We start from the raw sequence: 21911 nt of genomic DNA on the forward strand, positions 1-21911 counted from the left end.
CAGCATTGGTGACCGGCTAACCGACATGTATTCTAACAGCCTCTAGGAGGCTGTCCGAAGCGCAGAACAATCCCGTGCCAGTCCTATGGTGCAAGCAATGCGCCACAAGAATAAAAATAGTTCAGAGATAATTACTGCATTAGATGCGGTCACATTCAGTAATTTCCAGGCCGGTATCGGGAAAACGTTGCACGATTGGCTGCAGCTGCCGGGCAAGCTGCGCGCTGGGCTCGCGTATCACGAACACAAACTGCTGAAACATGTGTGCGCTTTGTTTTACATGGACCAGTCCCTGGTCTTGCAATTGGTCGACCAGGGCATCGGCAGCAGATTCATCGCGCAATGTGGCCAGCGCAATCGTATTATGCCATGGCCCCTCCCCATTTTCCTGTATAAGCAAATGCGGCACTCTCAGCTTCTTCAGCGCATCGATTTGCTGCGCGATCTCCTGCGCCGTTTTCAGTGCGGGGATATGTACCCAATAAACTGCGGCCTTGCCTTCGGGCACCTCGGTCAAGTGGCTCTGCCCGAATTGCAATTCCGCAATGGCGGTTCTGGCCGGTTGCAAGACAGGATCGAACAACTGGCCCCATTTGAGACAGTCCACCTTGTCCGGCAACAGGACGATCTTCTCGGGATGCAGCAAAGACGGCTGTGCAGTCGGTTTGTCACCCGGGCCCACATATAGGTAAAGCGCAGCCGAGATATTGGCTAACAATAAAAAAACAAAAAACTTTTTCATCCTGTCGATTTCGATCCTGCCACCATTGCCGTTTACTGTGACCCGCAAACCTTGCTAGAATGCAGGGCTCTTTACAGTTTTTTTTATAAAAAATTTCAACCCTATAAAATCATGAAACTCATTGAAAACGCTGCGGTAGTCATCACACTCATGTTTTCCGGCCTTGCACTTGCCGGTTCCTCGTCTACAGACGGCGACGCCGAGAAAGGCAAGGAAATCGCAATGGGCGTCTGTGCGGGCTGCCACAATGCTGACGGCAACAGTATCATTCCGTCCAATCCCATTCTTGCTGGGCAATACGCCGTCTATACCGCCAAGCAATTGATGGATTTTAAATCAGAAGAAGGGGCACCTGCCAAACGGGACAATCCCGTCATGGCCTCCATGGTGGCACCCTTGAGTCAAGACGACATGCAAAATCTGGCTGCCTATTATGCCCAGCAAGCACCACAGCCCGGCATGGTAGGCGATGAATCCCTGATTAAACTCGGCAAACAGCTATACAATGGCGGCAACTTGGAAAATTCCATCCCGGCCTGCTCAAGCTGCCATTCTCCCGATGGGAAAGGTATTCCGCCCCATTACCCAAGACTCGCTGGCCAGCACGCAGTTTACACCCTGTCCCAGTTGCAGGCGTTCCGCCAGGGCACCCGCCAAAACGACACCAACAATACCATGCAATCCATCGTTTCGCGCATGAGCGTACAAGAAATGAAAGCAGTCTCTGAATTTATCGCTACACTCAAATAAATTCAGACCGGCCCCCGGCCACCTGCGATACGACCTTCGATGCTTCGATAGCGGTCCCACCCAACCGGGCGAGGCTGCTATCGGCGAAGCAAGTCCGGCAAGCAGCCGGGTACAAATCCTACCTTTTTGTTCGTCCGTCACACCATCTCGTAGCGCCGCTCAGAAAAGCAATCCAGGCATAAGCCAGTTCCGCTCGCACTTCATCGCCCATATTTCTTACGATTACGGCGCCGGCGGCTATGCGCGCGCCGGGCCTCTTGCTCGCTAGGCGGCGGTGCTTTCTTATCAGCATAAGGGTTATGTCCGGTTCTGAACTCCACCCGCAGCGGTGTGCCTTTCAGCCCAAAGACTTCGCGGAAGGTGTTTTCAAGATAGCGCCGGTAAGTCGCAGGCACATGCTCGAGCATCGATCCATGCACAATAATCAACGGCGGATTCGATCCTCCCTGGTGCGCATAACGCATTTTCGGCCGCGATATGCCGCCACGCGGGGGAGGTTGTTTGTTCACTGCAGCCAGCATGGCGCGCGTCAGGCGTGGCGTGGGGATATGCGCCATCGCTGCCGCATAAGCTGCATCGACCGATGGCATCAATGCCTTCAATCCACGCCCATACAGAGCGGAAATATAATGCAGGCTGGCGAAATCCAGGAAAGCGAGCCGGCGCGCGAACTCGCGTTTAATCACATCGCGCTGATAATCATCCAGACTATCCCATTTATTGATCGCAACCACTAGGGCGCGGCCGGTCTCCAGAATAAACCCGGCGATATGCGCATCCTGATCGGAAATACCTTCTTTTGCATCGAGCACCAGTATGACCAGATTGGCTTCCTCGATCGACTGCAATGTTTTGACCACAGAAAATTTTTCCAGCGTCTCCAGCACCTTGCCACGCCGGCGCAAGCCAGCGGTATCGATCAGCGTATAGCTGCGCTGATCGTATTCAAAATCGATATAGATACTATCCCGGGTGGTGCCGGGCTGGTCGAAGGCGATCACGCGCTCTTCTCCAAGCAGGGAATTGATCAGCGTCGACTTCCCGACGTTTGGACGCCCGACAATCGCAATCCGGGGATGTTTTGCCTGCTGGGCGTCGGCATCCTCCTCATAGGGATAATCCTCCAGCGCCAGATCGATCAGCTCGGCAATATGGTCGCCATGCAAGGCAGAGACAGCACAGGGATCACCCAGCCCCAATTCATGAAATTCAGATGTAATGATTGACGTTTGCATCCCTTCGGTCTTGTTGACAACCAGCAGGATTGTTCGACCGGTTTTACGCAACTGTTCAGCGATGATCTTGTCATGCGGGGCCAACCCTTTCCGGCCATCGACGATAAATAACACCACATCGGCTTCATCCACCGCCTGCAGGGTTTGCCTGGCCATGGCATGTAATATGCCAGACTTCACTACCGGTTCGAAGCCACCCGTATCCACGACGAGATAGGGTTTGAGACCGATCTTTCCATGTCCGTAATGCCGATCACGGGTCAGTCCCGGAATATCCGCCACAATCGCATCACGTGTGCGGGTCAGACGGTTGAATAGCGTCGATTTACCGACATTCGGACGCCCAACGAGTACCAGCGTGGGTTTCATGATAAAAGCCAGTGTAAAGAATAGGAGAAAGGAATCATCCTGGATTTCCCGGGCAAACCAGCCGATGCGCAACGCTCACTGGCCGGCATACGGGTCTCGTGACAGGCAGCAACAACACGGCTCGATGAACCCAATAATATCGGAAGGAAGATGAGGGATTTAACAAGAGATCAATTAGTGAATACTTCACTTCAGGGCCAACGATCATAACCACGGCACGATCCTGACATAGATCCGGAGCAAGCGTGAGACTACAACGCAAATGCGTACAAACCGCCTTTACGTGTTTGGACCACGAAACCATCGGGCAAATATTCCGGACGTGCCTGGATAGCGCTGTCGTCCGTGGGTGATCGGGCAACCAGCGAGCCATCCTGGCGATTGATCAACAGGATATGCCCGCTATCATCCCCTATCACCAGACGCATCCCTCTGGCGATCATCGGGGCTGAAAGTTTACGGCTCCCCAATTTGTCCCGTTTCCAGGCCAGCACGCCGCTGCTTTTATCGTAGGCGATCACGGCGCCGCGTTCTTCACTGATATAGACATAGTTGCCATCCATGATCAGGCCAGCATTGCTCGAAGTATCCTTGGCCCAGATCTGATTGCCTGTGGTAATTTCAAAGCAGGCGACTTTACCATGATAGGCCACCGCACAGACCTCATTCTGGTCCATGACTGGCAAACTGCTGATATCCGTCATGCGCTCCAGCTCGGTCACGCCATGGGGTTCGGCAACCGTCACTTCCCAACCGACATTGCCGTTGAGCAGATTCAAGGCAATCAGTTTTCCTCCCGGGAAACCGGCGAAAATAGCCCCGCGCGATATCAGCACACCGGCAAAGCTCCGGACTGTCAACGGTGGGGTCGCGCCTTGATAAATCCACACCCGCTTGCCGTCGGTCGCATTCAGCCCAAATAGCCGGCCATCGCCCGTGCGCACCACGACCATACCGCTATCCGCCTGGGGTGGACTTAAAATCTCGCTGGTGACGCGTGCCTGCCACAGCGAATTGCCGGATTCATCAAAGGCGAGTACCTCACCCTTGTAAGTACCGAGCAAGATCATGCCGTCACCGATACCCACTCCCCCTGACAATTTATGATCGGTGTCGATGCGCCAAATTTCGCGGCCAGTTGCCGGATCAAGTTTCACCAGCCGGCCATTCTCCGCAGCGGCATAAAGCGCACCGTTTTCGTATACCGGCGCGAAGACCGCGGTCTTGCTTTCCCCCAGTTTCGCTTGCCACAACGATTCAAGCTTGGGCAACGCCTCCAGGGCGGCGATTTCAGCTTCGTCGATGACAACTTCGTCATCGCTACTGAAAAGATCGGTGAAATGGCCACCACCCAGGTCACTCAAGGATGCACACCCGCCCAACAGGGTCAACTGGGTCAGCAGCAACAATAGCCTGGCACGTGCCGCCCAGCTGCTGACTGGTGAAGTCAAACTATGTATCAGTAAAGAAATTCTGCCAATCACTGCTGATCGTCTCGCAATGCATCCATTTTCATTTGAATAACATTCTGATAAGCGCTTTGTCCACTCATGTGATCGAGCGCCTGTTGATAGGCCGCGCGCGCTTCACTGATTTTTCTGGATGCGGCCAGCGCGTCTCCCCGCACATCGGCATACAGGCCGGTAAAAGAAGTCCCATGTCGAACGTTCAGAAGCGCCAATGCCTGCTCCGGTTTCCGCTCGTCCAGCCAGATACCGGCCAGGCGCAACCGGGCCAGATCCTGTATTTCAGGCTCATCGCCATGATCGAGTATCCATTGCAGCATGTCTTTGGCGCCCTGCCGGTCACCAGCCTGCGCACTGGCATGCGCGGCCACCAAGGCTGCCCGGGGAGCATAACCGCTTGCCGGGAAGCCCTCGATCAACAGCAAAGCAGCATCCTTGATTTTATTCGCATCACCAGTCTTCTCGAGCTGTTGCTGCAATACCGCATACAAATCGGCCGCCTGCTGTTTCTGTTGTTTTTGATAGTGATTCCACAACTGGCTGCCCGCGACCGATGCCGCGAAAACAGCCGCGACCATCAGAACAGTGCCGCCATGCGCCGCCCACCAGGCTTTCAGGCGGTCAATCTTTTCTTGCTCTTCAAAATTGTAGGTTGACATCTTTGTTGTTTTCCGAGGATTGAATTAAACATTTCCCAGCAATGCAGCGGCTTCTGTCAAATCGATCCTGACCTGCTCCGCCGCTTCACGCAAGGGTTTGATACTGATCTGACCGGCCAGCGCTTCTTCTTCGCCGATGATGGCGGCAAAGTGCGCACCACTGGCATCGGCTTTTTTCATTTGTGCCTTGAAACTGCCGCCACCGCAATGCTGCATCACTTTGAATCCCTGGTCCCGCAACGATTCCGCCACTTTCCAGGCAAATTCGGTTGCCATCTCACCCTGATGCACCAGATAAACGTCAGGAACAACCGGCACACCTTCCACCTGGTTCTCAAGCATCAGCGCCAGTATGCGCTCGACACCCATCGCAAACCCGCACGCCGGCGCCGGCTTGCCGCCGATTTGTGCGATCAGGCCGTCATAACGCCCACCGGCGCAAATGGTCCCCTGCGCGCCCAGCTTGTCCGTTACCCATTCAAAAACCGTGCGATTATAGTAATCTAACCCCCTCACCAGGCGCAGATTGATTTCGAAACTGATACCCTGATTACGCAGAATCTGCTGCAATGATTCGAAATGCTTTAGTGAATCTTCGTCCAGATCATCCAGCAGGCGCGGCGCCCCTTCCAGAATCTCGCGCATGGCAGGATTTTTGCTGTCGAGAATACGCAGCGGATTGCTATGCAATCTCCGGCGGGCATCCTCATCCAGTTCATCCATAAACTTTTCGAGATAGTTAATCAGGCGGCTGCGATAGATCGCGCGGGATTCGACGCTGCCCAGCGTGCTAATTTCAAGCCGGACATCGGGAATACCCAGCAGACGCCACAAGCGCGCGCACATGAGGATATGTTCCGCATCGATGTCTGGTCCCGCCAGGCCGAGCGCTTCCACGCCAACCTGATGGAACTGACGATAACGGCCTTTCTGCGGACGCTCGTGACGAAACATCGGCCCGCTGTAATAAAGCCGCTGCGGGCCTGCATACAGCAGATTGTGTTCAATCACCGCCCGCACGCAGGAGGCGGTGCCTTCCGGACGCAGCGTCAGGCTTTCCCCATTGAGATGATCGATAAACGTGTACATCTCTTTTTCGACGATATCCGTGACCGCGCCGATCGAACGCACAAACAAATCGGTCTGTTCGACAATGGGCGTGCGCAGATTGCGGTAGCCATAGGCGTTCAACCACTGACGAATGGTGTCCTCGAAAAAAGCCCATAGCCCCGTTTCAACGGGCAGGATATCGTTCATTCCGCGTACCGCCCGGATTGAATTAGACATTGGCGACTTTCTTCCGGTATTTGGTACGCACGTATTCGTCGACAATCGCACGGAATTCGCCAGCAATATTATCGCCCTTCAAGGTGACAGTCTTCTGTCCATCCACAAAAACCGGTGCGACAGGATTCTCGCCCGAACCAGGCAGGCTGATGCCAATATTGGCGTGTTTGCTCTCGCCCGGCCCATTGACGACACACCCCATGACCGCAAGCGTCATATTCTCGACGCCATCATATTGATCCCGCCAGTCGACCATTTGCTCACGCACATAGGCCTGTATGCTTCCCGCCAGCTCCTGGAAATAAGTGCTGGTGGTGCGCCCGCATCCTGGACAGGCGGCAACCAGCGGAACAAAGGCCCGCAGGCCCATGGTCTGCAGAATTTCCTGCCCCACGATGACTTCACGGCTGCGATCGCCACCGGGCTCGGGTGTCAGCGAGATGCGTATGGTATCGCCAATGCCTCTGAACAACAGCACGGACAGGGCAGCCGTCGACGCGACGATGCCTTTCGAACCCATGCCTGCCTCGGTCAAACCCAAATGCAATGCATAGTCGCATTGTGCCGCCAGTTCACTGTAAACCGCGATCAAATCCTGCACACCGCTGACCTTGCACGACAACACGATGCGATCACGGCCCAATCCCAGCTCTTCTGCCTTGGCCGCGCTTTCCAGGGCGGATGTAATCAATGCCTTGCGCATCACCTGGGCTGCATCCATCGGTGACGTCGCACGGGCATTCTCATCCATGATGCGCGCCAACATGGTCGGATCGAGGCTTCCCCAATTGACACCAATGCGGACCGGCTTGTCGTATTTGCAGGCCGTCTCGATCAAGGTCGAGAACTGCTCGTCGCGTTTCTTGCCCTGCCCTACATTGCCGGGATTGATGCGATACTTGGCGAGCGCCTGCGCGCATTCCGGATAAGCAGTCAACAGCTTGTGTCCGTTGAAATGAAAGTCCCCCACCAGGGGCACATGGCAGCCCATATCGTCCAGTCTGGCACGAATGCCTGCAACTGCCCGGGCGGCTTCCATAGTATTGACCGTAATCCTAACCAATTCAGAGCCCGCCCGCGCGAGCTGGGCCACCTGCATGGTGGTGCCGATTTCATCGGCGGTATCGGTATTGGTCATCGATTGCACCACAATAGGCGCACCGCCCCCAATCGTGACCGAACCCACTTTGACACCCACGCATTTTCTACGTGGACTTGGAATATTGTTAGATGACATGTTGTGTAATGTAGATTTCAAAAATACCAGGCTCAATCAGACGATAGCTCAGACTTATTCGAGCGAGAAGCGGGCGACATCGTCATTGCCGCGCGTGTACGGCGCAAGATCGACCGTCCGTCCGTTATAGGTAAGCGCGACCCCATGCGCATTGCCAATCACCAGATATAGCGGCGGTTTCCCTGTAATCATCCGCTCGGTGCCACGGGCATGCGTTTTCTCAAGGATGACCTTGCCGTCACTGTCCTTGACCTTGACCCAGGAATCTCGCGAAAAAGCAAAATGCAGGGATTTCATTTCATCATCCGGCGCTCCGGCAGCACTCGCATCCGCTGTTGAAGATTGTGGCAAGGCAGGCAAGGCAGCGGTAACAGTTGGTGTCTGCTGTGCCACGACGGGTGGGCGGACGGGATGCTCAGCCGGAGAAGAAGGCGCCATAGGCAAGTTCAAATCGATCGCAGCCTGGCTATTTCCGCTTTCAGACCTGATCAACTCGGTTGCATCAAAGCCGTCCAGCAAGGATGATGGTGCCTGCTCCGGCTTGTCATTCTGATATAACCCGTAAGCCAGCAGACCTGCCACCAGTAACGCGGCAGTGTATAGCAAACCGGGCCGGCTACGATTGCGCCGGCTAAATACCGGCTCGATCGACTTGAAGCGCTGTGCCAGAATCTCGTTCGAATGACTGTTTGCAGGCGTGAACTGCGGCAACGCTGCCAACAATTGTTTGACATTATCAAGTTGCAACAGGTTCGCGTAATTACGCACATACCCGCGCAGGAAAGTCGTGGATGGCAATTTCGCAAACGCCTCTGCCTCAATGGCCTCGACTTGCTGTTCAGTCAGCCGCAGGCGCCGGGCAACCTCGCCAATGCTCAAACCGCGCCGGGTCCGCTCCTCCTGCAGTATGCGCCCGACATTCGCCACGCCATTTGTGGTCTCGATATCTGCCGCCTGGCCAGCCGGTGCAGCTTGGGAAAAAGACGCATGTGCCTCAGTCTGCCCGAAGGATGCATCGGCCTGATTCTCAGGCTGCCTGGTATGCTCCAGTTGCGCGGCACCCAGCACATCCTCTGGCTGCTGCGCAGTCTCAGACTTATTTCTTCCGTCAGTATCATTCATGATTCAACCTACCTGCACGCAATGCTTTGGCTTCCCTGGAATCAGGAAAGCGTCGTTGTAATTGAAAAGCATAATTCGCCTCCGCGTCAACATCCTGCCCCGCCCGCGCGATACGAATCGCCAGCCACAGGCTCTCGGGTGCAGCAGGATATGTCTGTAGATACTGGATGATGCCGGACCGGGCCGTTTGCAAGCGGCCACGCTCGAAGTCCAATTCGATCAGTCCGCGCTGCGCCAGGGCATCAGCAGGACGAATAACCAGGGCCTGTTGAAAAAAAGCCTGCGCCTGTTCGAAATCATTCTGTTTCAGGACACACAGCCCTGCATTGGCATAAGTTCTCGCAGGCCTTTCATACAAAGGATCCCGGATTGCCGCCATAAAATGATTCACTGCCCGTTCCATCTGATCGGGTTGGCGTTGACACAGGAACCAGCCAAAATTGTTATGTATATCCGGATCATTCGGCGCCATGCCAAGCCCTTGTTCAAAATGCCGCGCCGCCCGCTCATCCTCCTGCAGATCCATATAGATCAATCCCAGCATATTATGCGCCGGCGCATAATCCGGTTTGGCCCGCAGCGCTGTTTCCGCTTCCTCGATGGCGACCCGATACTGACCACGATGATAGTATTGACCAGCCAGCTCGGTATGGATGGTTGCGCTTTGCAGCGCGCTCTGCCTCAATGCCTCGGCCGAACGTTCATCCTGGGCCGGCGGATGCGCGCAACCGACGACAAGCCAGACCGCACATCCGACAAGGAGGCCAGCATACCGTTTTTTCACCCGCGCGCGCAATTAATTCAGCCCTTCTCCCCCGCAGTGCCTCAGCCCGTGATCTCGGTATCAATCGCAGCCCGCACACGCGTGCGGCGGGTCTTATCCTGCACCTGGCCCGCCAGCTGGCCGCAGGCCGCATCGATGTCATCCCCACGGGTTTTGCGCACCGTCGTGACAATACCGGCCTGCATCAGCACATCGCGGAACACGCTGATGGCCGCTGTTTTCGATCGCCTGTAACCCGAGGCCGTAAAACCGTTGAATGGGATCAGGTTGAGTTTGCAGGGGATGTTTCTCACCAGCCGCACCAATTCACGCGCCTGCTCGACACTGTCATTGACGCCATCCAGCATGACATATTCGAACGTCACAAAATCCCGGGGCGCAGCCGGCAAATAGCGTTCACAGGCGGCCAGCAATGTCTGGATCGGGTATTTCTTGTTGATCGGCACCAGATGATCGCGCAATGCATCGTTCGGTGCATGGAGCGAAATAGCCAAGGCAACCGGGCACCGCTCGCGCAAGCGATCGATGGCCGGCACCAGGCCGGAGGTGCTGACCGTGACACGCCGGCGTGACAGCCCATAGGCATAATCACTCAGCATCAGATCGAGCGCGATCACCAGGTTGTCGAAATTGGCAAGTGGTTCACCCATCCCCATCATGACAACATTGGTCACGGCACGGGAAGCCGAAGCAGGCTCTCCTGTCGAAACGGCCTCATCACCATTTGCCCGGAGCAATTTGTTTGCCCACCACAGTTGGCCGATGATCTCCGCCGCAGTCAAATTGCGATTGAAGCCCTGCCGCCCGGTCGAGCAAAAGCTGCATGCCAGCGCACAGCCCACCTGGCTGGATACACACAATGTGCCGCGGTTGGGCTCCGGGATGAAAACCATTTCCACCGCATTGCTCGCGCCGGTCGACAGCAGCCATTTACGGGTACCGTCGCTGGCGGTATGATCGCTCACGATTGTTGGCGGCTGGATCATAGCGAGCGCTGCCAGCTTGCTCCGGAACCCCTTGGCCAGATCACTCATCTCCGCAAATTCCGATTGGCCGAACTGATGCATCCAGCGCAGCAATTGTTTTGCGCGATAAGGCTTCTCGCCCGCCTCCTGACAAAAGCGGATGAGTCCTGTTTCATTAAAATCGAGCAAATTAACCATTAAACCAGACTTTCAAAACTTGCCGGCATTTCACATGCCGCACGGGATAGGGATGGCCAAGGAAAACCGTTAAGACCATACATGACACACAAAGTGCCGCAGCCATACGCAATCGATACAGACAGCCGGCGTAACCGCTCATGCCAGCGGCAAAAGCCGCGTACGCCAGCGCCGGCAGACACTCAGCGTGAATAAATATTCAGGCTGGGGAAAAAGCAGGCAATCTCGACCGCTGCCGTTTCCGGTGCGTCGGAACCATGCACAGCATTGGCATCGATGCTCTCGGCAAAATCAGCACGGATCGTACCCTTATCCGCCTTCTGCGGATCAGTCGCGCCCATCAGCTCGCGATTTTTGGCGATGGCATTCTCGCCTTCCAGCACCTGGATCATTACCGGCCCCGAGATCATGAACTCAACCAGATCATTGAAAAAAGGGCGTTGCCGGTGCACCGCATAAAAATTTTCTGCATCGAGCCGCGATAAATGCGTCATGCGCGCCGCGACGATCTTGAGACCCGCCGCCTCGAAACGGGCATAAATCTGACCGATGACATTCTTGGCCACGGCATCCGGTTTGATAATGGAAAGCGTTCTTTCAACAGCCATCAAATACCTCATAAAATTAGTTTGTTGTAAACGCTTATTCTAACAAAAAACCTTGCTGGCATTTGACAAACCGCATGGCTAGGAGGCCATCCGTTTGCAAACATTTATTGCCGGCATCATTTTTGATTGGATGCATAAACCGGCCAACCCAATCAGCCAACCGCTTCCGGCAAGCTTGCCAAAGCAGCCCGCGCACGCCAGCCTGGGTTATTCTACCCCCCGCAAACAATGCTTGTTTTGATAGCCTGTTCTGCGCATGACATCTGGCAACAACGCCATAGAATCAGGAAAAGTACCAGATAAACCATTCAGCATAATAACAAACAAGGATGCGAACATGACTTTACTCGATGCCACCAGCCGCGTAGCGCTGAGCGCCTACTTGCACGACCTGGGCAAGCTTGCGGAACGCGCCAACATCGATCATGCCGGCCGACTCGATGCGCACAAAAACCTCTATTGCCCCTGGCAGGACAATGGCCGCTACCATAGCCATGTCCATGCCGCCTATACCGGCATCGCCTGGGATGAACTGGAAGCAACCGGGCATTTTCCTGACCTCAGAGGAACATGCCCGCCATTTGTATCGATCGAGACGGATGCCAATCTGCCTGACTCGGTTGTCAATGCCGCATCAGCACATCACAAGCCTGACACCTTCCTGCAATGGGTCGTGGCGACCGCCGATCGCGTCGCCTCCGGCTTTGAGCGCGATGAATTCGACCGCACCTACAACCATCAAAAGGAACGTGACAATCATTACCGCGCACGCCTGCTGACCCTGTTCGAGCAAATCGGCAAAGGCGAGATCGCAGAAGGCGAACTCAACTGGCGCTACCCGCTGAAAACACTCTCGCCCGAATCATTGTTTCCAGGCATCGGCTGCACACCCACTGACAATGCGGCCGCCCGCGCGGAATACCACCAGCTATGGAATACGCTGCTGGCAGGATTGAAGCAGATCCCCCGATCGCACCGCGACAATCTGCCGCTGTGGCTCGACCATTTCGACGCGCTATGGCTGACCGTCTGTCATGCGATTCCGGCGGCGACAGCCTTTGGCGTCAAACCGGAAGTCTCGCTGTACGACCATTCCAAGACCACTGCCGCACTCGCCGCTGCACTCTGGCGCTGGCATCACGAGCAAGACAAGCAAACCGTCGCAGACCTCAGAAACGGCTGGGATGAGGAAAAATTCCTGCTCATCCAGGGTGATTTTTTCGGTATCCAGCATTTTATTTTCGCTGAAGGCGGCCAAACCAACAAACATGCGCACAAGCTGTTACGCGGCCGCTCATTCCAGGTCAGCCTGCTGGCAGAATGTGCCGCACTCACGCTGCTGGACAATTTATCACTGCCACCCACCAGCCAGATCATCAATGCAGCCGGCAAATTTCTGATTGTCGCACCCAACACCGCCCAAACACGCGCAGCAGTCAAGCATGCCGAGCACATATTTAACGATTGGTGCCTGCGGCAGACCTACGGCGAAATCGGCATCGGATTGGCGGCCACACCCGCCAGTTGCAATCATTTCGTGCAGAAGCGCTTCAACGATCTGATCAAGAATCTGTTCAAGGCACTGGATGTTGCCAAACACCGGCGCTTCAATCTTTGCGATGCGCACAGCCCCGCAATCTTTGACGATTTTCTGCAGCGATTCAACAACGAGCTGGGCGCTTGCAAAATCAACGGCCGCTATCCTGCCGAATCGGATTTACCCGGCTACCCCATCAGCCCCCTGGCCGAAGATCAAATCGCAATCGGCAAAGCGCTCACCCAACGCGCCAGAGTGCTGATCAGCCGCGATACCGATAGCCTGAAATCGAAATCATTATCACTGGATTATTTCGGGTGGCACATTGCCTTTGTCCGTGACCCGGATGAATCCGGACACTATGGCCAACTGGCCAGGGAACGCAAACTGATCCGCTGCTGGGATTTCCGCCGGCCCGACGCAAACGGCCAGGTCTTTCATGGTCTGGCAAGGCGGTTCGTCAACACCTATGTACCGATCTTCGATCAAATCGATGCAGCCACTGCGGACAAATATGGCCATTGGCAAAGCGAAGCAGACTTCGATGCCGAGCATCCCATCAAAACCCTGCATCACCTGGCCTGCGAAGACCGGCAGCTGGCGGAAAACGGACAATGGCGCGGCGAAATCGCGCTGGCCACACTCAAGGGTGATATTGACAATCTTGGCGCGCTTTTTGAGCAAGGCCTGGAAACTCCCACCTTCGCCAAATGGGCATCATTGTCCCGCCAGATCCATCTGTTCTTCACCTTATGGCTGCCATGGTTCTGCAAGCATGGCAAGGATGACAAGGGCATCGGCCGTTATTGCAACACCTATACCGTCTTTGCCGGTGGAGATGATTTCTTTCTGATCGGCCCATGGCACGCCACCATTGCGCTGGCCGGGGAGATGCAACAACACTTCAAGCGCTACGTCGCCAACTCAGGCATCACCTTCTCGGCGGGAATAAGCATGACTCAACCCAAAGTGCCGGCCCGGCATTTGGCGCGGTCTGCAGAAAGGGCACTGGAGCAATCCAAGGCACGCCAAAACGAAGCAGGCATACCGCTCAAGGATGCTATCACGCTGTGGGACCAGACTGTGGGCTGGCAAGAATGGCACACACTCCTGACCGAACGGGCCGGCAAACTGGCACAACTGCTGGCTGAGGCAGAACAGCATGGCGCCAAACTTTCTACCGGCTATCTCTACGACTTGCTGCAACTGACCGGCAAAGCCGAGCGGGCCAGACTGGGCAGAAACCCGGAAGACAGTCTATGGCGCTCGCAACTTGTTTACCGCACCACCCGATTCATCGGCGACCGGCTGAGAATCAGCGGCCAGGCAGATGCGAGCACACTACGCAGGCCCCTGCAGGAAGCGATCAACAAGGAATTCACCCTGGCGCTGGCTGAACATGGCGGCGCTTACCGGCTGCCGCTCTCCATCCTGCTCTATACCAGGCGCGAATAACGGCAAGCTTGCCATGCAACTGACAAACCCACCTCATCCAATAAAATGATCACTCGATAAGGGAAACAACTGATGATAAAACAATCTGGATACCAATCACCAAAAGAAGAGCCCGCACACAAAAAAGTCAGCCCAGCCATTCGCGAAGCAGCGGCCAAGCTCGCTCTTTCCCATGATCCGGTGCCCGCCGATTTGTTCGATGCCACTGCCTCTGCAATCGCCGCAGAGCTGGCCAATACCAAGGATAAATTCAACCGGCCCAATCAAATCCGCCGTTTTTACGATGAGCTGGTGACCTGGCAACAGCGCATCAAGGACGACGAGGATGCATTCAAAAAGCATGAGGCATTCATCCGCATGATGAATGCCAAAGTCGCCTACGCAAAAGGAAGAGATTTGGTGGATGCCAATTTCGAACACTGGTTCGGAGCAGGCATCAAAGCCACCACCAGCGCCAGGGCGCTCAAGCATTTCCAGCTGCATTTCGAGGCAGTGCTCGGTTTTCTTAAAGGCCTGCGCGGCTAAACACAATTGAAAAGGATAAACAAATGCAATTGACCCAAATCCAGCAAATTACCGGCACCATCATTCTCAAAACTGGCCTGCACATCGGCGGCGGCGACAGCGAGATGCGCATCGGCGGCATCGACAACCCTGTTATCAAGGATCCTGTTTCCGGGCTGCCCTACATTCCCGGCTCATCGCTCAAGGGCAAGATGCGCAGCCTGCTCGAATGGCAGCTGGGTTTAGTTGGTGTCGCGCAGGGCAAGCCGCTCTCGTTTCAGCATTTGAAAGATTTGAAGCCGGACGAGACCCTTCAAGCGCGTGACTTGCTGAAACTGTTTGGCGGCGCCCCGGGCGGGGAAACCGAGGCCATTGCGAATGAGATCGGACCCAGCCGGTTGGCATTCTGGGATTGCCCTTTGAACAGCCAATGGCAGCAGGACGAGCTGGGCGAGCATGCCAAGGCGACCGAGGCCAAAACGGAAAACAGCATCGACCGCATCAAGGGTGTGGCGGCCAACGGCGCAATTCGTCAGACCGAGCGCGTGGTGGCAAGCGCGCAGTTTGATTTCCGGCTAAGCCTGAAAGTGCATGATGACGAAGACCTGCTGGATATGGTTCTGACTGGCCTCAAACTGCTTGAGCTCGACAGTCTCGGCGGTTCCGGCTCACGCGGTTACGGCAAGATCAAATTCCTCAATATGCAAATGGCGGGGAACGATTCATTACAAATGCACTTCGATCAGATCCAGCCCTTCTCCAACATGCATGGAGCTGCCTGACATGACGCTTGCTCTTTATCGCGCCCGGTTGCAGTTGCATACCGCCCTGGGCACGCCGCTGGCAGGCGACACACTGTTCGGCCAGTGCTGCTGGGCAGCGCGCGAACAATGGGGAGAAACTGAATTGCAGCGGCTGCTGGATGGCTATACGGACGGCCACCCCTGGCTGGTCGTCTCCGATGGCCTGCCGGAAGGGTATTTGCCCAAACCGACCCTGCCCCAGTCATTCGAGCCGGCAGCCGGCTCCGCCACCGGGCCAATCGACGCTGCCACACGCAAAGCCAACAAAGCCAAGCGCTGGATACCGCTGACGGCCACAGGCAAACCGCTCAAGACCATGTTGAAAGCAGCCCAGTCAGACAAGGAGGCCTACGCAAACCGGCCGCCCATCGAGTCCATCCAACCGCATAACACACTGAATCGTCTGACAGGCACGACAGGTGCCGATGTGTTTGCACCCTATACGCAACGCCAGACCTTTTTCGCAAGCGGCCAGGCCATCGACCTGTATCTGGTACTGGATGAATCCCGGTTGGCTGTCGAAAAATTGCGGATCCTGCTCGAGGCCATCGGCATGCATGGTCATGGCCGTGACGCCAGCAGTGGATTGGGAAAATTCGGCGTTGGCGCAATTTCACCGCATCGCTTCGAGGTCATGGCCCCCGCAAAGCAAACGCCCAGCTTCTGGACCCTGGCACCCTGCGCGCCCCAGGGCCTGGGGTTTGACGGGAACAACAGTTATTGGCGCATCATCACCCGCTTTGGCAGGCATGGCAACCGCCATGCGCTGGCCGCCAATCCTTTCAAGAATCCCGTACTGCTGGCCGCCACCGGCGCTGTTTTTACAGCGGACAAGCCTGCCGGCACGCTATTTATCGGACAAGGCCTAGGCAGCAATGGGCAGCTTTCTAACAGCGAACCGGCCACTGTGCAGCAAGGCTATGCGCCCGTAGTCAACATACATATGGATGATTGATAAATATGCAAAATACCGATTACCGCCCGATCACCCTGACCCCTCTCTCACCCATCCATATCGGCTGTGATGAGGATTATGTCCCCACCAATTTCGTGATCCAGGACAACCTGCTGCACTACCTGGACATGACCATGCTGGCCGATCTGCTGGAAGACGACGAACGCCGCAAACTGGGCGAGAACCAAACCATTGGCGCGATCCAGTATTTCTTCAAGTCGCGGCGGGATCGCTTCGCGCCACTTGCCCATCACATCGTCGGCATCGCCAGCGATATCGCACAGGAATACGAAACCAAAGCGGGCCGGCCCGTGCAAAGCCATACAGACGGCAATCATACCTACAACCTGTTTCCGATCTCGCGCACCTCATACCGCAGTCTTGACCTGTCCCCCTATCTGCCTGGCAGTTCGCTCAAAGGCAGCATACGGACAGCCTGGCTGGAGGCGATCAATCAAGGCAGACCCTTGCTAGACGCCAAGGAAAACAATCAGGCTCTTCAGCAGAGGCTGCTGGGTTACAGTGCAGGCCAATTCGAGAACGATCCGCTGCGCCACCTGCACGTTGCGGACGCCCATCATGAAGAGGATCCTGCGCCCACCCATATTCTGTATGCAGTCAGCAAGAAAAAACGGCCAAGCGAACATGGCACACCCGAGCTGAAGGTTTTCCTGGAGACCATTCCGGGCTTGTTGAGCGACGCCTTCAGCGGAGAAATCCGCATTCGTCCGGACAACAAAGATGGCGCAAGCAACCTGACATGGCAACACCTTTGCGATGTCTGCAACGCTTTCTACTGGCCCCAGCTGGAAGCCGAACTCGATCACACGCATTTAGCCAAAATGCTCGATCCAGCTTGGCGGCAGGTAATCCAGGACCTGCTCCGTGAAGAACTGGCCGAATTGCGTGCAAAACAGCAAGGTTTTCTGCTGCGTGTCGGCAAGCATTCCGGCGCGGAATCCGTCACACTCGACGTTGTGCGCGATATTAAAATTCTGGGTAAAAAAGGTGCCCCACCCAGTTACCGCAAGGAAACCACCGAGAAACGTTTCGCCAGCGAACGTAAGGATGCTGCCAACAACCTGCTGCCATTCGGCTGGCTATGGGTCGAATCCTGTCAGGATGCCTATCAGTATCTTTCCATTGCCATGCGCGACAGGCTCCGGCCCCATACGCTGGTTTTGCGCGAGGCGCAGCAGAATCGCCTTGAGCAAATCGAGCAGGCGCGAAAACAACGGGATGCGGCCAGACAGGCTGCCGAGCAGAAACGCCTGCAAGCCGAGCAAACCGCCCGGCTAGAAGCAGCCGCCGCACAGGCCAAAGCTGCGGAACTCGCCAAGCTCAGTGAAAATATGCGCCAGATCGTGCAGTTGCGCGATGCAATCGACAAACGCCTGGTCATCGGCCAGAAAATACCGGTAAGCGATCATTTCTTCGGCGGCCATATCATGGCCCTGGTGCAACAGGCGTTGGCCAGCCAGGACTGGAGTTCGGAGGAAAGAAACGCACTGGCTGCCATGCTCGAAGAACGGGCGAGCAAACTGATCAATCTCGACGCCAAGGACTTCCGCAAAAAGCTCAAACTGGCAGCTCTGCGAGGTCAGGCATAAATGTTCACCACTTACCCCCTCGCACGTTACCGTTTCGAATTCGAAGTGACTCGCCCAGTGCGGTTGCCGGAATTCGCCGGCTCGACCCTGCGCGGCGTCTTCGGCCGGGCGCTGAGGCAACTGGCATGCGTCACCCGTGCCCCGAACTGCCAAGGATGCCTGCTGCAGCGAAACTGCCCCTATCCCGCCGTCTTCGAGCCTCCCAAACCGGAAGCCGCTTCATTGAAAAACATTGCCACAGTGCCGGTTCCCTATCTCATTGAGCCGCCTGAATGGGGAATCAAGCACTATGCACCAGGAGAAATACTGACTTTTGGCTTCACGCTGATCGGCCATGCCCAGCAACATTTACCGCTTTGCATCATGGCATGGCAGCGGGCTTTCGCGCGCGGCGTTGGCGCGGGCCGTGGCACGGCGGAACTGCTGGGCGTAAACCTTCTCTCTCAACAAGACAGCGGCCAGGAAACCGAAATGCCGGTTTACCAGCCCGGCCAAAGCCTGATCGAGCACCCGCAATACACTACCCTGCCCCCACAGGCACCGCTCACACGAATTACCCTGCAGTTCGTGACACCGCTCAGGCTGCAACAAAATGGCCACGCGCTGCCACCTGCCAGACTCAACGCCCATATCCTGCTCATGGCGTTAGTCAGACGCATCAGCCTGCTGGCTGAAATGCATGCCGGCAAAGCACGCTATAATGCCGCAGAATTTACCGCCATGGCAACGGCAACCAGCCAGATTAGCGGCCAACACCAGATGAGCTGGCGCGACTGGACACGGCATTCTTCGCGCCAGCAGCGCATCATGCGGTTGGGTGGCTGCGTGGGCGCCTGGCAATTAAGCGGTAATCTGGTACCATTTCAGGAAGCGCTGCATCTCGGAGCATGGCTGCATGTCGGCAAGGAAGCCTGTTTTGGTCTTGGTAAATATCGCATTCTGGCAAATAGCGAAACATAACTATGCTTCAAGCAGCCATTTCAACGAACGCCCATTGCAACAAACTGATTAGCAAGGATAAAATTGCCACGATGAGTTGAACTACTGCCCTGATTTAAAAGGGATTGAGACCATCTACACAGTCTTCTAGATATCCTATCATGGTTGAACTACTGCCCTGATTTAAAAGGGATTGAGACAGTATCCCTTCTTCGAACATCTCGTTAAGGTTTTGTTGAACTACTGCCCTGATTTAAAAGGGATTGAGACGCAGAATTTCATATTCTTTTTCAAACAACTCCGTTGAACTACTGCCCTGATTTAAAAGGGATTGAGACCTGTATCGGCGTGGCCTACTGCCGACACGAACCGTTGAACTACTGCCCTGATTTAAAAGGGATTGAGACGAAAATGAGTTCGTTAAAGAGATTAATGAGAGTTGAACTACTGCCCTGATTTAAAAGGGATTGAGACATCAACAAAACGCGCTAACGAGCGATATAGTGCGTTGAACTACTGCCCTGATTTAAAAGGGATTGAGACTAGTTTTTTCATGTTTTTATTTCCTTAATAAATTGTTGAACTACTGCCCTGATTTAAAAGGGATTGAGACCTCGTTTTATTTTAAAAGCCTCATCAGTACGCCTGTTGAACTACTGCCCTGATTTAAAAGGGATTGAGACGAAGCAACTCCAGAGCATGTTCACATATCCTTAGTTGAACTACTGCCCTGATTTAAAAGGGATTGAGACTTGCAGCACCAATTGTTATATCGCGAGCCGTGGAGTTGAACTACTGCCCTGATTTAAAAGGGATTGAGACACCGTGTCGTTGTATTGCCTCTTCCAGCCTTTGTTGAACTACTGCCCTGATTTAAAAGGGATTGAGACTCATCTTCCTCGCTTAACTGAACACTCACTCTGGTTGAACTACTGCCCTGATTTAAAAGGGATTGAGACCTCCTCTCTCGTGTTCATATCAAGCCACCTGGTCGTTGAACTACTGCCCTGATTTAAAAGGGATTGAGACTTTCATCTGATCTTATTCCTACAAGACATGCGGTTGAACTACTGCCCTGATTTAAAAGGGATTGAGACTTTTTCCTTTTGTTTTTTATCTTAATTGGGTTGTGTTGAACTACTGCCCTGATTTAAAAGGGATTGAGACAAATAATACGCCTGCCCCATCTCCACATAACGTTGAACTACTGCCCTGATTTAAAAGGGATTGAGACTCGTCAGCGGCTTGAAGTCGCATTCGTAGTATGGTTGAACTACTGCCCTGATTTAAAAGGGATTGAGACTTATATTTTGTGGCGCATTAATCGGTCGGCTATGGTTGAACTACTGCCCTGATTTAAAAGGGATTGAGACTTCATTAAGCGCGTCGATGTCATCATGCTTGATCGGTTGAACTACTGCCCTGATTTAAAAGGGATTGAGACATCAATGGCGCAGCTACCTGGCGTAGCGTATTTGTTGAACTACTGCCCTGATTTAAAAGGGATTGAGACAATGCCAATAATGATGCTAATGCGATCGTGCTAGCGTTGAACTACTGCCCTGATTTAAAAGGGACCAAAATTCCGTCATCAGAATCGGTCAGAGCCATTGATGACGGTATTGCTCTGACTAAGGGCTCATTAATAACGAGCCCTTAGAAATGGGCGGTTATCCAAGAACGGATAGCCGGCAATTGGCAAGCTTGTCAGCCAGCAGACTGCGCCAGTATTTCTCTATACTCCCCTACTCTGCAGACAGGCCCATGGCGCCAACCAAATGGGTTGCCTCGCAAAGACGGCTGTCTGACTGTTACCCCCCATCCTGCCCAGAAGGGATTGGGATCTCAAAACCGGTCGCTTTTATTTCCATTTTTCAAACTATGAGAAAAAAACAGCAAAGGGATCCCGTATTGACAGCCATTAAATGGCTCTTCTTTCTGTGGCTCGTGATGCGCGTGACTACTGTTATCTTGATAATTATAGTATTGGGCAGAATTTATTTTGGTTGGCGCGCCATATTTCGGTAACTGCTGATCTGGTCCTGGCAGTCAAAACCAATATTTCTCTTGTAATTTCTTGGAGCAGGCATGCTGTGTCTGTATCTGATTTTTATCCGCTTGCCAGTGATGATAGTGACGGCCTGCATTTGCCTCGCCCTGATTTACCATTGATTATCAAGGCATTTCCTGGCAAAAAAAACGGCCGGACGGCTATCCGATGAGAGCGCACACCCGGCAAAATTGACAAGCTTGCCAGTCAACAGATAGCGCCAGCGTTTCTCTATACTTCCTTTCCATGCAGGCAGACAGCACCCAGCCACGCGAGAGCAACACAGAAGCAATTGCGCTGCTTACTTATTGCATGACTGGACTGATTGAAAAATGGGAGAGGAACGAAAGGGCGGACAGCAACCCGGCTTTCTTCCGCGCAACAGGTTCATAACGCAATAGCTGAACAAACCGAAATCGCTAAAGCACGCATCCTGGTCAGAATGGTTTGAAGGTCCGACTACAGCTATTGCAGCCAAATTTACGGAGAAAATTTTATGTTGCTTCTAGTATTGATTGTTGTTGTGGGTGTTTATGGTTTCATCTTCGGGTTCGACTCTGATGACGAGTAGTATCACGGGCCGGATCATGCCCCGGAGCTGATACCGGGCTGCCTTCTGAATGTTCGATATCATCA

19 protein-coding genes and 1 CRISPR repeat array are annotated in these 21911 nt (G+C 54.4%); of the genes, 9 read left to right on the forward strand and 10 right to left on the reverse strand.

Going from position 1 to position 21911, the window contains the following annotated elements; genetic code table 11:
* Positions 1 to 139 precede the first annotated feature (139 nt).
* A complete protein-coding gene (locus ABTW62_RS00810; protein WP_430902674.1) occupies positions 140 to 742 on the reverse strand; it encodes a hypothetical protein in 603 nt (200 codons plus the stop codon).
* A 111-nt stretch (positions 743 to 853) separates the two neighbouring features.
* Between ABTW62_RS00810 and ABTW62_RS00815 the strand changes: the two genes are divergently transcribed.
* Positions 854 to 1492, forward strand: a complete 639-nt coding sequence (locus ABTW62_RS00815; protein WP_430902676.1) for a c-type cytochrome — start codon at positions 854 to 856, stop codon at positions 1490 to 1492.
* A gap of 200 nt (positions 1493 to 1692) precedes the next feature.
* Here ABTW62_RS00815 and der read toward each other — a convergent pair whose 3' ends face one another.
* From der to ndk, 9 genes are all read right to left on the reverse strand, one after another.
* Positions 1693 to 3096 carry a ribosome biogenesis GTPase Der gene (der, locus tag ABTW62_RS00820; protein WP_430902677.1) on the reverse strand — a complete coding sequence of 468 codons (1404 nt, stop codon included), beginning with the start codon at positions 3094 to 3096 and terminating at the stop codon, positions 1693 to 1695.
* Between the two features lie 251 nt (positions 3097 to 3347).
* Positions 3348 to 4547, reverse strand: a complete 1200-nt coding sequence (gene bamB / locus ABTW62_RS00825) for an outer membrane protein assembly factor BamB (RefSeq protein WP_430902678.1) — start codon at positions 4545 to 4547, stop codon at positions 3348 to 3350.
* Positions 4548 to 4576: 29 nt separating this feature from the next.
* On the reverse strand, positions 4577 to 5221 hold the full coding sequence (locus ABTW62_RS00830; RefSeq protein ID WP_430902679.1) for a YfgM family protein: 645 nt from the start codon (positions 5219 to 5221) through the stop codon (positions 4577 to 4579).
* Positions 5222 to 5245: 24 nt separating this feature from the next.
* Positions 5246 to 6508, reverse strand: coding sequence for a histidine--tRNA ligase (hisS, locus tag ABTW62_RS00835; protein ID WP_430902681.1), 1263 nt, complete (start codon positions 6506 to 6508; stop codon positions 5246 to 5248).
* On the reverse strand, positions 6501 to 7745 hold the full coding sequence (gene ispG, locus ABTW62_RS00840) for a flavodoxin-dependent (E)-4-hydroxy-3-methylbut-2-enyl-diphosphate synthase (RefSeq protein ID WP_430902682.1): 1245 nt from the start codon (positions 7743 to 7745) through the stop codon (positions 6501 to 6503). The genes hisS and ispG overlap by 8 nt, the downstream gene beginning before the upstream one ends.
* 54 nt (positions 7746 to 7799) lie before the next feature.
* On the reverse strand, positions 7800 to 8867 hold the full coding sequence (locus tag ABTW62_RS00845; RefSeq protein ID WP_430902683.1) for a helix-turn-helix domain-containing protein: 1068 nt from the start codon (positions 8865 to 8867) through the stop codon (positions 7800 to 7802).
* The gene (gene pilW / locus ABTW62_RS00850) at positions 8860 to 9651 is read right to left on the reverse strand and encodes a type IV pilus biogenesis/stability protein PilW (RefSeq protein WP_430902684.1); all 792 of its coding nucleotides are present in this window, start codon (positions 9649 to 9651) and stop codon (positions 8860 to 8862) included. The genes ABTW62_RS00845 and pilW overlap by 8 nt, the downstream gene beginning before the upstream one ends.
* Before the next feature lie 41 nt (positions 9652 to 9692).
* A complete protein-coding gene (gene rlmN / locus ABTW62_RS00855; protein WP_430902685.1) occupies positions 9693 to 10814 on the reverse strand; it encodes a 23S rRNA (adenine(2503)-C(2))-methyltransferase RlmN in 1122 nt (373 codons plus the stop codon).
* A 182-nt stretch (positions 10815 to 10996) separates the two neighbouring features.
* A complete protein-coding gene (ndk, locus tag ABTW62_RS00860) occupies positions 10997 to 11422 on the reverse strand; it encodes a nucleoside-diphosphate kinase (RefSeq protein ID WP_430902686.1) in 426 nt (141 codons plus the stop codon).
* Between the two features lie 94 nt (positions 11423 to 11516).
* Between ndk and ABTW62_RS00865 the strand changes: the two genes are divergently transcribed.
* From ABTW62_RS00865 to ABTW62_RS00900, 8 genes are all read left to right on the forward strand, one after another.
* Positions 11517 to 11663, forward strand: coding sequence for a hypothetical protein (locus ABTW62_RS00865; protein WP_430902687.1), 147 nt, complete (start codon positions 11517 to 11519; stop codon positions 11661 to 11663).
* 96 nt (positions 11664 to 11759) lie between these two features.
* The gene (gene cas10, locus ABTW62_RS00870) at positions 11760 to 14414 is read left to right on the forward strand and encodes a type III-A CRISPR-associated protein Cas10/Csm1 (protein ID WP_430902688.1); all 2655 of its coding nucleotides are present in this window, start codon (positions 11760 to 11762) and stop codon (positions 14412 to 14414) included.
* Between the two features lie 72 nt (positions 14415 to 14486).
* Positions 14487 to 14939 (forward strand): type III-A CRISPR-associated protein Csm2, encoded by a 453-nt coding sequence (gene csm2 / locus ABTW62_RS00875; protein ID WP_430902689.1) that lies wholly within the window; start codon positions 14487 to 14489, stop codon positions 14937 to 14939.
* A 23-nt stretch (positions 14940 to 14962) separates the two neighbouring features.
* Positions 14963 to 15700, forward strand: a complete 738-nt coding sequence (csm3, locus tag ABTW62_RS00880; RefSeq protein ID WP_430902690.1) for a type III-A CRISPR-associated RAMP protein Csm3 — start codon at positions 14963 to 14965, stop codon at positions 15698 to 15700.
* Between the two features lies 1 nt (position 15701).
* On the forward strand, positions 15702 to 16676 hold the full coding sequence (csm4, locus tag ABTW62_RS00885) for a type III-A CRISPR-associated RAMP protein Csm4 (RefSeq protein ID WP_430902691.1): 975 nt from the start codon (positions 15702 to 15704) through the stop codon (positions 16674 to 16676).
* Between the two features lie 5 nt (positions 16677 to 16681).
* Positions 16682 to 18286 carry a type III-A CRISPR-associated RAMP protein Csm5 gene (gene csm5, locus ABTW62_RS00890; protein ID WP_430902692.1) on the forward strand — a complete coding sequence of 535 codons (1605 nt, stop codon included), beginning with the start codon at positions 16682 to 16684 and terminating at the stop codon, positions 18284 to 18286.
* Positions 18287 to 19246, forward strand: a complete 960-nt coding sequence (gene cas6 / locus ABTW62_RS00895; protein WP_090412888.1) for a CRISPR system precrRNA processing endoribonuclease RAMP protein Cas6 — start codon at positions 18287 to 18289, stop codon at positions 19244 to 19246.
* 75 nt (positions 19247 to 19321) lie between these two features.
* Positions 19322 to 20809: a CRISPR direct-repeat array (repeat unit 36 nt; unit sequence GTTGAACTACTGCCCTGATTTAAAAGGGATTGAGAC).
* Between the two features lie 341 nt (positions 20810 to 21150).
* On the forward strand, positions 21151 to 21447 hold the full coding sequence (locus ABTW62_RS00900; protein WP_430902693.1) for a hypothetical protein: 297 nt from the start codon (positions 21151 to 21153) through the stop codon (positions 21445 to 21447).
* Positions 21448 to 21911: the final 464 nt, after the last annotated feature.

The organism is Nitrosomonas sp. ANs5 (assembly GCF_050584665.1).
Classification (GTDB): Bacteria; Pseudomonadota; Gammaproteobacteria; order Burkholderiales; family Nitrosomonadaceae; genus Nitrosomonas.

What these genes read in the sequence shown, in the direction of transcription:
- der (WP_430902677.1), bottom strand. Translation starts at nt 3,096, where the DNA reads ATGAAACCCACGCTGGTACTCGTTGGGCGTCCGAATGTCGGTAAATCG.
- hisS (WP_430902681.1), bottom strand. Translation starts at nt 6,508, where the DNA reads ATGTCTAATTCAATCCGGGCGGTACGCGGAATGAACGATATCCTGCCC.
- ABTW62_RS00810 (WP_430902674.1), bottom strand. Translation starts at nt 742, where the DNA reads ATGAAAAAGTTTTTTGTTTTTTTATTGTTAGCCAATATCTCGGCTGCG.
- csm3 (WP_430902690.1), top strand. Translation starts at nt 14,963, where the DNA reads ATGCAATTGACCCAAATCCAGCAAATTACCGGCACCATCATTCTCAAA.
- cas6 (WP_090412888.1), top strand. Translation starts at nt 18,287, where the DNA reads ATGTTCACCACTTACCCCCTCGCACGTTACCGTTTCGAATTCGAAGTG.
- ABTW62_RS00815 (WP_430902676.1), top strand. Translation starts at nt 854, where the DNA reads ATGAAACTCATTGAAAACGCTGCGGTAGTCATCACACTCATGTTTTCC.
- ndk (WP_430902686.1), bottom strand. Translation starts at nt 11,422, where the DNA reads ATGGCTGTTGAAAGAACGCTTTCCATTATCAAACCGGATGCCGTGGCC.
- csm4 (WP_430902691.1), top strand. Translation starts at nt 15,702, where the DNA reads ATGACGCTTGCTCTTTATCGCGCCCGGTTGCAGTTGCATACCGCCCTG.
- ABTW62_RS00845 (WP_430902683.1), bottom strand. Translation starts at nt 8,867, where the DNA reads ATGAATGATACTGACGGAAGAAATAAGTCTGAGACTGCGCAGCAGCCA.
- cas10 (WP_430902688.1), top strand. Translation starts at nt 11,760, where the DNA reads ATGACTTTACTCGATGCCACCAGCCGCGTAGCGCTGAGCGCCTACTTG.
- rlmN (WP_430902685.1), bottom strand. Translation starts at nt 10,814, where the DNA reads ATGGTTAATTTGCTCGATTTTAATGAAACAGGACTCATCCGCTTTTGT.
- ABTW62_RS00830 (WP_430902679.1), bottom strand. Translation starts at nt 5,221, where the DNA reads ATGTCAACCTACAATTTTGAAGAGCAAGAAAAGATTGACCGCCTGAAA.
- ispG (WP_430902682.1), bottom strand. Translation starts at nt 7,745, where the DNA reads ATGTCATCTAACAATATTCCAAGTCCACGTAGAAAATGCGTGGGTGTC.
- csm5 (WP_430902692.1), top strand. Translation starts at nt 16,682, where the DNA reads ATGCAAAATACCGATTACCGCCCGATCACCCTGACCCCTCTCTCACCC.
- ABTW62_RS00900 (WP_430902693.1), top strand. Translation starts at nt 21,151, where the DNA reads ATGGCTCTTCTTTCTGTGGCTCGTGATGCGCGTGACTACTGTTATCTT.
- csm2 (WP_430902689.1), top strand. Translation starts at nt 14,487, where the DNA reads ATGATAAAACAATCTGGATACCAATCACCAAAAGAAGAGCCCGCACAC.